Origin of the sequence: Streptomyces sp. CB02056 (assembly GCF_001905545.1) — a bacterium.
Lineage (GTDB): Bacteria > Actinomycetota > Actinomycetes > Streptomycetales > Streptomycetaceae > Kitasatospora.
This window is the reverse complement of record NZ_LIPD01000005.1, coordinates 122,387-134,061: the sequence shown is the minus strand read 5'-3', so window position 1 is coordinate 134,061 and position 11,675 is coordinate 122,387. Positions and strand designations below refer to the sequence as shown.

General features: G+C 73.3%; 10 protein-coding genes. 6 read left to right on the top strand and 4 right to left on the bottom strand.

Going from position 1 to position 11,675, the window contains the following annotated elements:
* Nucleotides 1–54 precede the first annotated feature (54 nt).
* The 3 genes from AMK13_RS15860 (at nucleotide 55) to AMK13_RS15850 (ending at nucleotide 3,006) form a co-directional block, all read left to right on the top strand.
* Nucleotides 55–258 carry an MbtH family protein gene (locus AMK13_RS15860; protein WP_049649584.1) on the top strand — a complete coding sequence of 68 codons (204 nt, stop codon included), beginning with the start codon at nucleotides 55–57 and terminating at the stop codon, nucleotides 256–258.
* Between the two features lie 93 nt (nucleotides 259–351).
* Entirely contained in the window at nucleotides 352–864 is a 513-nt protein-coding gene (locus tag AMK13_RS15855) for a GNAT family N-acetyltransferase (RefSeq protein ID WP_049649583.1), read from the top strand.
* Nucleotides 865–945: 81 nt separating this feature from the next.
* A complete protein-coding gene (locus AMK13_RS15850) occupies nucleotides 946–3,006 on the top strand; it encodes a DUF2264 domain-containing protein (protein WP_074002748.1) in 2,061 nt (686 codons plus the stop codon).
* A gap of 37 nt (nucleotides 3,007–3,043) precedes the next feature.
* Here AMK13_RS15850 and pip read toward each other — a convergent pair whose 3' ends face one another.
* Together pip and AMK13_RS15840 are read right to left on the bottom strand one after the other, a co-directional pair.
* Nucleotides 3,044–4,003 (bottom strand): prolyl aminopeptidase, encoded by a 960-nt coding sequence (gene pip / locus AMK13_RS15845; protein ID WP_074002747.1) that lies wholly within the window; start codon nucleotides 4,001–4,003, stop codon nucleotides 3,044–3,046.
* A gap of 89 nt (nucleotides 4,004–4,092) precedes the next feature.
* The gene (locus AMK13_RS15840) at nucleotides 4,093–4,536 is read right to left on the bottom strand and encodes a hypothetical protein (RefSeq protein ID WP_049649580.1); all 444 of its coding nucleotides are present in this window, start codon (nucleotides 4,534–4,536) and stop codon (nucleotides 4,093–4,095) included.
* A 364-nt stretch (nucleotides 4,537–4,900) separates the two neighbouring features.
* Here AMK13_RS15840 and AMK13_RS40955 point away from each other — a divergent pair, with 364 nt between their 5' ends.
* Nucleotides 4,901–5,956: a hypothetical protein gene (locus tag AMK13_RS40955; protein ID WP_143204548.1), complete on the top strand. Its 1,056-nt coding sequence runs from the start codon at nucleotides 4,901–4,903 to the stop codon at nucleotides 5,954–5,956.
* Between the two features lie 320 nt (nucleotides 5,957–6,276).
* Here the strand turns inward: AMK13_RS40955 and AMK13_RS15830 are convergent, their stop codons facing one another.
* On the bottom strand, nucleotides 6,277–7,467 hold the full coding sequence (locus tag AMK13_RS15830) for an alpha/beta hydrolase family protein (protein WP_074002746.1): 1,191 nt from the start codon (nucleotides 7,465–7,467) through the stop codon (nucleotides 6,277–6,279).
* A gap of 167 nt (nucleotides 7,468–7,634) precedes the next feature.
* Between AMK13_RS15830 and AMK13_RS15825 the strand changes: the two genes are divergently transcribed.
* Both AMK13_RS15825 and AMK13_RS15820 read left to right on the top strand, forming a co-directional pair.
* Nucleotides 7,635–8,774: a sensor histidine kinase gene (locus AMK13_RS15825; RefSeq protein WP_079272168.1), complete on the top strand. Its 1,140-nt coding sequence runs from the start codon at nucleotides 7,635–7,637 to the stop codon at nucleotides 8,772–8,774.
* Nucleotides 8,771–9,460, top strand: a complete 690-nt coding sequence (locus AMK13_RS15820) for a response regulator (protein WP_074002745.1) — start codon at nucleotides 8,771–8,773, stop codon at nucleotides 9,458–9,460. Before AMK13_RS15825 ends, AMK13_RS15820 begins: the two co-directional genes overlap by 4 nt.
* 122 nt (nucleotides 9,461–9,582) lie before the next feature.
* Here AMK13_RS15820 and AMK13_RS15815 read toward each other — a convergent pair whose 3' ends face one another.
* Nucleotides 9,583–11,334, bottom strand: coding sequence for a peroxidase family protein (locus AMK13_RS15815; protein WP_074002744.1), 1,752 nt, complete (start codon nucleotides 11,332–11,334; stop codon nucleotides 9,583–9,585).
* Nucleotides 11,335–11,675: the final 341 nt, after the last annotated feature.

Genomic DNA, 11,675 nt, shown 5'->3' with positions numbered 1-11,675 from the left:
ACCCACCCGTACCGACCCCGCCGAGACCGACCGACGATGACGAAGGAGCCCGACATGGACGAGAACACCCGCTACCAGGTGCTGCGCAACGACGAGGAGCAGTACTCCCTCTGGCCCGCCGACCTCGACGTCCCGGCCGGCTGGCAGCCCGTCGGCACCGAGGGCACCGAGGCCGAGTGCACCGCCTACGTCGACGAGGTGTGGACCGACATGCGCCCGAAGAGCCTGCGCGAGCGCATGGAGAACGCCCGAGCCTGACCGGCCGCGGGGACGGGGCCGCCGGCCGCGCCGACCGGCCCCGCCCCATGGCTGCCGCACCACCGAACCACCACGACCCAAGAGGAGAGCGGCATGACCCCTCAGCTGCGCACCGAGCACCTGGAGTTCATCCCCTACCGGCCCGAGGACGAGGACGCCTTCGTCTCCCTGCTCCGCAACGCGGACGTGTGCCGCTGGATGGGCCAGGACCTCGTGCCCGAGCCGGACATCCGCACGCTGTTCCGCGCGATCCTGACCGACGTCTACCCGCAGCACCTCTTCGACATCTGGGGCCTCTGGCTGGACGGCGCGTACGCCGGCCACGCCGAGGTCAAGCGCACCGGGAACGTCGACGGCCACGAGCTGGTCACCGCGCTGGCCCCGGAGTTCTGGGGCCGGGGCCTGGGCGCCGAGGTGGTCCGCGGCCTGATCCGCTACGCCGGCGACGAACTGGGGCTCAAGGAGGTCTACGGCATGGTCGGCGCGGAGAACACCCCGAGCCTGGCGATGTGCCGGCGGCTCGGCTTCCGCCACCTGCGCGACGTGGTCGGGGACGACGGCTCGGTGACCAAGCTGCTCGCCGTCTCCACCACCGACCCGGCCTGAGCCGCCCCGGGCCGCGGCGCGCCCGGCCGTACGGTGAGGGTGCCGGAGCCGCCGGCACCGTCGCCACCAGGAGGCCGCCGTATGCGGGACCGACCGACCGCGGGGCTCGACCTGCCGCCCGAGGACCGGGCGGGCGCGCCGGTGACGGGCTGGACCCGTCGGCACTGGATCGCCGTCGCGGACCACCTGCTGGCGTCCCTGCGGCCCTACCGCAGCCCGCTCGGGGCGCGGATCTCGCCGCCGGGGCGCGGCAGCTGGTCGGGCGGCGACACCGACGGCCTGGAGGGCTTCGCGCGGACGGCGGTGCTGGCCGCCGTCCGGTTGGCGGCCGGCGACGAGCCGGCGCGCGGCCGCCTCGGAGAGCTGGCCGACCAGGTCACCGCCGGGCTGCTCGCCGGCACGGACCCCGGCGGGCCGGAGAGCTGGCCGGCCGTCACCGACTACTCCCAGCAGATCGTCGAGGCCGCGTCGCTCGCGGTGGCCCTGCACGAGTCCCGCCCGTGGATCTGGGAGCGGCTGACCCCCGGTCAGCGCGAGCAGGTGGCGGGCTGGCTCGGCGGGACGGTCGGCCGGGGCGTCCGGGAGAACAACCACGTGCTCTTCCAGGCGGTGGTCGGCGAGTTCCTCGCCTCCGTCGGCGCCGGGCACGACCGGTCCGAGATCGAGGACCGGCTGGACCGGATCGAGCCGTGGTACTCCGGCGACGGCTGGTACCTGGACGGGCCGGAGACCCGCCACGACTACCGCTCGGGCGGCCCGCGGGAGTTCGCCGTCGGCCCGGAAGCGGCCTACGACGCCGGCCGCCGCTTCGACCACTACAACGCCTGGGGGTTCCACCTCTACCCGCTGCTCTGGGCGCGGATCGCCGGGGAACGCGCCGGGGCCAGGGCGGCGCTGTACCGCGAACGGCTGCACCGCTTCCTCGCCCAGTACCGCTGGCTGTTCGGGCCGGACGGCGCGGTGCTCCACCAGGGTCGGTCGCTGAGCTACCGCTTCGCCTGCCTGGCCCCGTTCTGGCTCGGGGCGCTGGACGGCGCGACCCCGCTCACCCCGGGGCAGACCCGCCGCCTGGCCTCCGGCGTGCTGCGGCACTTCACCGAGCGGGGCGCGCCCGACCCGCGCGGCCTGCTCCCGCTCGGCTGGTACGGGGAGCAGAGCGCGGCCGCCCAGGTCTACAGCTCGCCCGGCTCGCCGTACGCGGCGGCCATGGGGTTCCTGGGGCTGCTGCTCCCGGCCGGCCACCCGGTGTGGACGGCGCCCGAGGAGCCGCTCGCGGGGGAGCGCGCCGACCTGACGGCCGCGCTGCCCGTCCCCGGCTTCCTCGTCCACCGGACCGCCGCCGACGGGCTCGTCCGGGTGCTCAACCACGGCTCCTGCTACCTGACCGCCCCGCCGGCCGTCGAACGCGACGAGCCGCACTACGCCAGGCTCGCCTACTCGACCCGCACCGGGCCGGTGATCGGCCCGGAGGCGCCACGGATCGACAACCACCTGGCGCTGCTCCTGCCCGACGGCACCGCCACCCGCCGCGAGCGCATCCACCGGCTCGCCGTGACCGACCGGTACGCCGCCTCCTGGCACCGGCCGCTGCCCCCGGGCGGGCCCGTCCCCGGCGCGGCCCCGCCGCCCGTGGTGAGCGTCTCGGTGCCGGCCGGGCCCTGGGAGATCAGGGTGCACGGCCTGCGCCGGCCGCCCGGCTGGGGCCTGCGCGAGGGGGGCTACGCGCTGGCGGCCGAGGCGGAGCCGGAGACGGTCTTGCGGGAGCTTCCGGGCGCGGCCGTCCGGACGGCACCCGGCGCGAACGGGCCGGGGCTGGTCAGCGCGGTGCTCGGGCTGCACGGCTGGACGGCGGCGGAGGTGCACCGCCGCGAGCGGGCGAACGCCTTCGGCCACCGCTGCGCCGTTCCCCTCCTCGTGCTCCCGCCCGCTCCGGCACGGGTATGTGACGAATCGTCAGAACGGATCGAGGTGGTGGTCGGCGCCGTGCTGCTGACCGGCGCGCCGGGGGCGCCCCCGGCACCGGAGGTGACGGTCCGGGTGGCGGGCACCGAGGTTCGACTGACGTGGCCGGACGGGCGGGAACTGCTGGTCCGCCCGGTCCTGCCGTGGCAGGCTCCGGTCGACCGCGGTCCGGCGACCTGAGTTCAGGGCCGCCGAGGTCGCCTCCGAGGCCTGGGGGTCAGCGGTTCTTGAACTCCTCGATGGCGGTCCGGGTCGCCTGCCCCATCGCCTCGCTGCCGGCGTGCCCGGAGTCCTCGATGATGTGAAGCCGTGCCCCCGGCCACGCCTTCGCGAGCTCCCAGGCCGTCTGCACCGGGCAGCCCATGTCGTGCCGGCCGTGGACGAGCACACCCGGGATGCCGGCCAACAGGTGGGCGTCGCGCAGCAGTTGGTCCTCCTCCAGCCAGGCGCCGTGGCTGAAGAAGTGGGCGCAGATCCGGACGAAGGCGATCCGCGCGTCCACCTCGCGGTCGCTGTACATGCCGGGCGAACCGTTGGGCTCGTTGGAGACGACCGCGTCCTCCCAGGCGAGCCAGTCGGCGGCGGCCTTCTCCCGGACGGCGCGGTCGGGGTTCTCCATCAGCCGCGCGTACGCCGCCAACAGGTCGCCGTCCCGCTCGTCTTCCGGGACGCCGTCGCGGAACCGGTCCCACGCCTCCGGGTGGAACCGCCCGGCACCCCGGTAGAGCCAGTCGATCTCGGCCCGCCGGGCCGTCGTCACGGCCGGGATGACGATCTCGGTGACCCGCCCTGGATGCCGCTGCGCGTAGGTCAGGACGAGGGTCGACCCCCAGGAGGCGCCGTTCAGCAACCACCGCTCCACGCCGAGGTGTTCGCGCAGCCGCTCCATGTCGTCGATCAGGTGCCGCGTCGTGTTCAGGCTCATGTCCGCCGCCGGGTCGCTGGCGTGCGGGGTGCTGCGGCCGCAGTTGCGCTGGTCGAAGCGGATCACCCGGTAGCGCTCCGGGTCCCAGGCCCGGGTCGGCCGCTGCGGCGCCCCCGCGCCCGGGCCGCCGTGGACGTTCAGGGCGGGCTTGCCGTCCGGGTTGCCGAGCTGCTCGTAGTAGAGGCGGTTGCCGTCTCCGGTATCCAGGAACCCGGTGTCGTACGGCTCGGTCGGAGGATAGAGGTCAACCATGACCGCCGATCGTACGCGGGGGCCGCAACGGGCGGAAGGCACCGCTGGCGCTCCGCCCCGGGGCCGGTTCGCACTCGACTGGCTTCGGGTCAGGTCCGCTTGCGGCTCGCGATCTCGTCGGAGAGCCGCTGCACGTGGGCGGGGTCCGCGTCCCGGGCAAGGGCGACGTAGTGGTCCATGACGGCCGGCCGGTAGCGCACGGGAAACGTCTGCCCCGGGGCGAGTCGGGTGATCTCGGTGATCGTGAGGTTCTCGTCCGCGATGCCGCGGAACGAGATGCCGTCGGCGGTCTCCACGTCGAGCATCAGGGCCACGCGTGGGCTGCCGCCGCTGCTGATCTCCCGCCAGTCGACGAGAACGCCGAGCGCGAGCGCCCCCGTACGCAGTTCCGCATTGCGCTTCCGTGCGTCCCTGCTCAGGACCGGGTTCGGGGCGATGCCCGGGAAGTCCGGCCCGACGCCGAGCGCTTCCCGACTCAGGTCGGGCCTGAGCCTCGCCGCCATGTCGTTGAGCTTCTTCTCCGAACCGAACATCCTGTCCCCTCCCTCACGCCGGTGCCGGAATCCCGGCCCGGCGCTTCGCGTTGGCCGCGATTGTACGTCGCGGCCGTTCCCGGCCTCCGGCGCATCACCCCGCCCCGACGGGGTCACCGTGGACGCGACACATCAACATGCGAGCTCACCAGTCTCGACCCCCGAGGACCGGAGGCCTCAGCGGGGGCCGCATCGGCTCGCGGCCCTCGGCGAGGGTGCGCTGTCTGGTGACGGTGACCGGCATTCATCCGAACAGGTGGTTTGAATGTGCCGTGATCTAGTGGGCGGGGTTCCGCACCGCACACTCGACGAGCCCCCCCGGCTTGGGAGGGCGTCGTTTTCAGCGGCACGTGAAGGGGCTCGAATGATGCACGGGATCCGCCTCGCCCTCGCAGGGGTGCTGGCAGCCGGCGCGGTGTTAGCGGCAGGGCCGTCCGCCGGGGCGGTGGACGGGCCCGCCCCGGCAGTGAAGATCGTGGCCTCCGCCTGGTCGCAGGACGGGTGGATCGCCAAGGCCACCTGTCCCAGCGGCTACGGCCTGGTCGGCGGCGGGCAGGACGCCAACCTCTACGCCAACGCGACCTTCAAGACGGTCGTCGACAGCGTCGAGGCCAACGGGCCCGCCCCCGACAGCGCCAACACCTGGATGGTCCAGGCCAGCAGGGGCCAGGCCCGCGCCTTCGCCGTGTGTGCCCAGGGCGCGCCCGTGCCCACCGTCGTCGCCTCCGACTGGTCCCAGGCCGGATGGATCGCCAAGGCCACCTGCCCGGCGGGCCAGCGTCTGATCGGCGGCGGCCGGGACACCCGGCTGGAGACACTGATCAACGGGGACGTCAACGACGACATCGAACTCAACGCCCCCGACGCGACCGTCTCCGACACCTGGTCCGCGCAGGCCAAGAAGGGCCAGGCACGCGCGATGGCGCTGTGTGCCGCCGGAGCCCCCGCGCTGACCATCGTCGCCTCCGACTGGTCCCAGGCCGGGTGGATCGCCAAGGCCACCTGCCCCAGTGGCTACGGGCTGGTCGGCGGCGGCCAGGACGCCCGCATCGGCACCAACTTCACCGGCGCGCTCAGCGACGGCGTCGAGGCCAACGGGCCCGCCCCTGACAGCGCCAACACCTGGATGGTCCAGGCCAAGAGCGGCCAGACCCGCGCCTACGCCATGTGCGCCCAGGGCGCGCCCGTTCCCACCGTCGTCGCCTCCGACTGGTCCCAGAAGGGCCAGGTGGCCCGCGCCACTTGCCCCCAGGGCACACAGATCGCAGGCGGCGGACGGGACAGCCGTCTGGGCCTCGACGGTTTCGGCGCCATCGACGACGAGATCGAGCTGGACGCCCCCGACCCGCAGAACGCCAACTCCTGGACAACCCGCTCCCACATCGGCCAGAGTCGCGCCCTGGTCATGTGCAGGGCCTGACCAAGCCCACCCTCCGCCCCTCTGTGACACCACTCCGTCAACAGGAGCGGCGCCGCAGAGGGGCGTTCCGGTGCGGAGGCGTAGCCACATCTCCGCCTCCGCGCTCAGCCGCCGCCTCGCCGCCCACCACATCCCCGTGAGGCCGGGTCGCACCACTGCGCTGGTCCAGCTCGCCCAGGACCTGCCCCCGACCGTCCTCGCCCCGACGCCGAAGCCGCCGGGAAGGCGTCCTTCCGGCACAAGGACTGACCCCGGCCCGCCTCTCCGCCCCGCGGGATTCCCCGGGTCGTGATCCCCGTGCGAGGCCGGCGCCAAGGCGTTCACCGGGCGTAGTCGACCTCGGGGAAGTCGGGGGAAGGGCCGTCGAGCAGCCGCCCCTGGTCGCGGAGGTGGAGGTCGAAGAAGGCTCGCGGGTAGGCGCGTTGGAACGCCTGCGCCCGGTGCCCGGGAATCGTCCCGACGTCTTCCTCCAGATCGGACGCCGACCTGCCCAGGAGAGGGGCGATCAGCGGCAGGATCAGCACGTCGTCGCCGAACGACTGGTGCGCGGCTCCCCGTACGGTCAGGTGCAGGCGCCAGCCGCGCAGGTGCGACCAGAACGCGCGCAGGGCGGGGTTGTTCTCCATGCCGCCCTTGCCGGGGGTGTCCACGACCAGGAACGGACGGTCGAGCCCGGCGTCCACCACCGGGCCCGCCGCGCCCCCGTCCAGGCTCATGCCCGCCGTGATCCGCCCGTCGGTGAGCATCGTCGCGGCGGTGGTGGCGCCGCCCAGGGAGTGGCCGAGCATCCCGACGCGCCGCGGGTCGAGCGCCCCGCGCAGGCCGGCGGGCAGCGGGGTGCGGCAGACGCCGGGGTGGCCACCCGCGCGGAGGACGGCGAGCCGGTCCAGGACGAAGCGGATGTCGTCGGTACGGACCGCGAGGGCCTTGGCGTAGTCGCTGATCCCGCCCGTCGGGTTCGTCTCGACGCGTCCGCCGGGGAAGGCGACCGCCGCCGCGTCGTAGGTGTGGTCGACGGTGACCACCACGAAGCCGTGGCTGGCGAGGTCCTCCACGACGCCGGTGCCGAACGACCGTGACGCGTCGGCGCCGGGGGAGTAGAGCACGACGGGCAGGGGGCCGGGTGGGCCGCCGACGGGAGCGCCCTCGTGGCCGTGGGTGGCTCCCAGCCGTACCCGGCCGGGAGGCAGGCCGAGGATGCTCAGGTACCGGTCGGCCGCCGCCGGAGGCATCCAGGGAACGGTGGGGCGGTCCGCGCGGCCGCGGGCGGGGTACCAGATGCTGATCATCAGCTCACGGCAGGGGCGGGAGGGCACCCAGGGGTCCGGCCGCGTGGTGTCGGCCAGGTGCAGCGCGACCGTACCCAGCGGGTACGGGCCGTTCGGGGCGGGCAGCTGGAACCGCACGGGTTCCTCCTGCCCCGCTTGCGCGACGGCCGCCGGCGCGAGCGGACCCGGGATCAGGGCGGCGGCCAGTGCGGCGCCCGAGGACAGCAGTGTTCTCCGATTCATGCGTTCCACTGTTCCGGCCGACGAGCCGGGCGGCTTCGCCCCCGGGGAGGAACCCGGTGTCAGCCCAGGAGGGTACGACGGGCATCGGTCGTGCGGATGACTCAGCCCGTGAGATGACGTCCTCCGGGCTGACGGGCCCTGGGCCCCGCTTGGATAGCGTGGCCGGCATGGGTGACGGTGAGTCACGGCCGCTGGTGGCCGGACGTCTGCGGGACGGACAGTGGCAGGGCGTGGACACGGTCGCGGCCGTGCTCCTCGCCCTGGCGTTCGGCGTGAGCGAGACGCTGAGCGGTGGCTGGGGCGCGGGGGCCGTGGCGGCGGTGGTCTGGCTGCCGGTCGCGGTACGGCGCAGGTGGCCCGTCCGGGTTCTGTACACGGTTCTGGCCGGAGCGGTCCTCGCCGTGTTGTCCACCGGATGGGAGGCGTCCTGGGTCCCGGTCGGGACCGCCCTGTACACGGTGGCGGCGCGGGAACCGCGGCGCCCGTCCGCGACGGCGCTCGGCTGCTCGCTGGGCGCCGTCGCGGCGGCCATGGCCCTCGGGCCGCGACCGGTCCCGGCCTCCGAGGTCGCGGGGGGCGTCGTCTTCGCGTCCCTGATGATGGCCCTGCCCTGGCTGGTGGGCACCGCGCTGAGGGAGCAGCGGTCGTACGCGGAACTCGCCGCCCGGCAGGCCGTGACGGACGAGCGCCTGCGGATCGCCCGCGAGCTCCACGACGTGGTGGCCCACCATCTGACCGTCATCACGGTCCGGGCCGAGGTGGCCCGCGCGGTGGCCTCCACCAACCCGGAGGAGACCGAGCGGACCCTCGCCCTGGTCGGGACGGCGGGCCGGACGGCGCTCACCGAGATGCGCCGCATGCTCGGCGTGCTGCGCTCACCCGGTGACGGAGCCGAGCTCGGGGCCGCCCCCGGTCTGGCGGACCTGCCCGCGCTCGCGGCCGGCGCGGGCCCGCGCGTGGAGCTGTCCGTCGACCCGGATCCACCGCTCCCCCCGGGGGTGGAACTGGCGGTCTACCGGATCGTCCAGGAGGCCCTCACCAACGTCGTCAGGCACGCGGGATCGGCGGACTGCCGGGTGAGCCTGTCCCGGGTGGATCCCGAGGCGGTCGAGATCGAGGTCGTCAACGACGCGCCGGCCCGGCTCCCGCACCGGCTCCCGTTCCGGCGTCTCGGCGGCGGGCACGGACTCGTCGGGATGCGGGAGCGGGCGGCCATGTGCGGCGGGACCTTCTCCGCCGGCCCCCTGGAGACGGGCGGGTTCCGGGTGCACGCGCGGCTGCCCTGCGGATCGGAGGCGGCACGGTGAACCCGCCGGTCCGGGTCCTCATCGCCGACGACCAGGCGCTGTTGCGGACGGGCTTCCGCCTGCTCATCGAGAGCGTGCCGGACCTCGCCGTCGCGGGCGAGGCCGCCGACGGGGAGCAGGCCGTCGAACTCGCCCTGCGGCTGCGGCCCGACGTCGTGCTGATGGACATCCGGATGCCCGGCATGGACGGTCTGGAGGCCACCCGGCGCATCTGCGCGGACCCGGACGCCGTCGGCACCCGCGTGCTGGTCCTCACCACCTTCGACCTGGACGAGTACGTGTACGCGGCACTCCGCGGCGGAGCCAGCGGGTTCCTCCTGAAGGACATCCTCCCCGCCGACCTGCTGGCGGCCCTGCGGGTGGTCGCCGCCGGCGACGCCCTGCTCGCGCCCGCCGTCACCCGCCGGCTGATCCGCGAGTTCGCCGGACGCCACGAGCCGCGCCCGCGGCTCGCCCGGGAGCTGGCGGGCCTGACCCCACGGGAACGGGAAGTCCTCCGACTGGTGGCCCGGGGACTGCCCAACCGCGGGATCGCCGAGCATCTGGGGCTGAGCATCGCGACCGTCAAGACCCACGTCCGGCGGCTGCTGGCCAAGCTCGACGCCCACGACCGGGCCCAGCTGGTCGTCATCGCCTATGAGACGGGCGTGGTCACCGCGGGTGGGAACCCCCCGTCCACGGGCTGACGCCTCACCGGCCGGGACGGTGGACCTGATCTTCATCAAGAGCTCCGACCCGTTCCTCGCAGCCGACCACGAGCACCGTCGACGTGAGGACCTTCCCGGCGGCCGGGCCCGGGGGCCTGTCGTCACACGAGTCCGGCGATGCGCACGAGGTCCGCCATGTAGAACGTGCCGGGGTCCTTGCCGAACGTCGGCTTCCACGGGTTCGCCGAGTTCCTGCTGTTGTGGCTGAGGTACGAGCCCGGGTCGGCCTTGATCAGTGCGGCGATCACCTCGCCGACGATGGCGCTGCCCAGGGTGCCGAGTTTGAGGCTGCCCACGTCCGACTTCTCCTCGAGCGCGCCCTCGCCCAGGACGTAGTACCAGGGCGGTACGTGGTCGAAGTCCTGCAGCCCGAAGTCCTTCGGCGTGTAAGGATCGTGGCCTGAGCTGTACTTCGCGTACACCTCCTTGGCGAGGTCCTCCCCGGAGGGCAGCCCCTTGGTGCCGTCCTTGCGGACGAAGGAGTTCGCGCGGCGCAGGTTCCGAATGGCGATGGAGAGCAGCGGCGAGTAGAGCTGGCCCTGGTACGGGTTTCCGTCCGGGAGCCCTTCCTTCTCCGTGGAGTCCTCCAGCCACGTCAGGGGGCTGTCGATGGGCGGCGGCATCTGGAGGAAGGCGTGGATGATCTTCCTGTCGAACCTCTTCGCGTACTGGGGTTGCTGCGTGGCCCCCGGGATCACGAAGAACTGGTGCCAGTCGATGACCTGTTCGGTGCGCAGCGGTGAGAACGGTCTGCGGAAGTTGAAGAGGTGGCCGGTCGTGGTGTTGTTGAGGCGGTACTCCTCGACCGGCAGCGAGTGCAGCCGGTAGGCGGCGGTGGTGAATTCGAGGGGCAGTGCGACCGGCTTGTCCTGCGGGGGGTTGAAGAGGAGGAAGGGGGCTTCCTTGTTCTCGGCCACCGCCTTGACCTTCGCGTACACCGAGTCCTTCACGATCCTGGGAAGCCAGTCGTTGAGGATCATCCACTGGTAGTGCCAGACGACCTGTTGCTTGGCCGTGTCGAAGAGGGCGACGTCCGGGACCGAGCCCTTCAGCATGTCGACCACGGCGTTGTGGAACAGCATGAAGGCGTGGTGGATCTGGATCGAGATGATGGTGTTGTCGTTGCGCGGGTCGGCGATGACCGGGACGCCCTGGGGGTTGCGGGGCACGTCGTAGTCGCGGTTCGGGTCGATCCAGAACTTTCCGACGTCGAGGTTGTCGTAGAACGCGAACGACTGGGTCTTGGGACCGAGTCCGTAGACGTGGGAGAGGTCGACCCTGGCGCTGCGGAAGTTCGTCGTGTCCCCGATGGTGTTGCTGTCGAAGGTCACGTCGGCCTGGAAGGTGATGTTGTGGTCGAGGAACTGGCCGAGGTAGGTGTAGCCCGCCGGGATGCCGGCCTCGGCCGGGGCCGTCGACGGCTTCGGCGGCTTCGCCAGGTACTTGTCGTCGATCTTCTCGCCGAGTTCGGCGCACTGCCGCTTGTCGAACGGGAGCGGGGGGTTGAGGTCCATCTGGCCGCCGGGCGCGCCGAGTTCCTCGATCAGATCGTCGCCGGGCACGTACCCGTCCAGTGCGGGGAACAGCCACGTGTACGTGCCGGTCTCCACCACCGTGTCCCGGAACGCGACCGGGGTGTGCGGCTCCGCGGGGCGGGTGCCGTCGCCCAGGTCCAGGCGCAGCGGACAGCCGTGGCCGGTGAAGGTGGGGTCGGCGACCCGGAGGCCGTCCGGATTCAGCGCTGCTTGTCCGTCGTGGCCCAGGAGTTGGTCGAGGAGCCGGGCGCGGGCCTCCTCCCGTCGGGTGGCGACGTCGTCGGCGGGCGTGTCGGCCGTCGTGGTGTCCGTGGTCATCGGAGGACTCTTCCTTCCGTCGTCCGGGTGACGGCGCCGGGGGCGCTCTCACCCGGGGGCTTCACGGCCGACTCGGTCACGGCCGCTCCGCACGCATGCCCGCACTCCGCCGTGCGGGTAACCCCGGCCGCCGAACACCACCGCAAAGGCCCGGTGCCTTGACCCGGGCAGCCCGCCCGGGGTGGTGGGCGGTCACCTGTCGGCCCACGATCGGACCGGACACGGCACTTCGGTCCGGAGTTCCTCGGGGCGTGAGCCCGCGGGCCGGTCGCTCCGGGTAGTCGTGCCGCACCGGGTTGCGATCGTGGACGGGATGGTGTGCGCTGGGAAGTGTGCGAACC

What these genes read in the sequence shown, in the direction of transcription:
- AMK13_RS15860 (WP_049649584.1), top strand. Translation starts at nt 55, where the DNA reads ATGGACGAGAACACCCGCTACCAGGTGCTGCGCAACGACGAGGAGCAG.
- AMK13_RS15855 (WP_049649583.1), top strand. Translation starts at nt 352, where the DNA reads ATGACCCCTCAGCTGCGCACCGAGCACCTGGAGTTCATCCCCTACCGG.
- AMK13_RS15850 (WP_074002748.1), top strand. Translation starts at nt 946, where the DNA reads ATGCGGGACCGACCGACCGCGGGGCTCGACCTGCCGCCCGAGGACCGG.
- pip (WP_074002747.1), bottom strand. Translation starts at nt 4,003, where the DNA reads ATGGTTGACCTCTATCCTCCGACCGAGCCGTACGACACCGGGTTCCTG.
- AMK13_RS15840 (WP_049649580.1), bottom strand. Translation starts at nt 4,536, where the DNA reads ATGTTCGGTTCGGAGAAGAAGCTCAACGACATGGCGGCGAGGCTCAGG.
- AMK13_RS40955 (WP_143204548.1), top strand. Translation starts at nt 4,901, where the DNA reads ATGATGCACGGGATCCGCCTCGCCCTCGCAGGGGTGCTGGCAGCCGGC.
- AMK13_RS15830 (WP_074002746.1), bottom strand. Translation starts at nt 7,467, where the DNA reads ATGAATCGGAGAACACTGCTGTCCTCGGGCGCCGCACTGGCCGCCGCC.
- AMK13_RS15825 (WP_079272168.1), top strand. Translation starts at nt 7,635, where the DNA reads ATGGGTGACGGTGAGTCACGGCCGCTGGTGGCCGGACGTCTGCGGGAC.
- AMK13_RS15815 (WP_074002744.1), bottom strand. Translation starts at nt 11,334, where the DNA reads ATGACCACGGACACCACGACGGCCGACACGCCCGCCGACGACGTCGCC.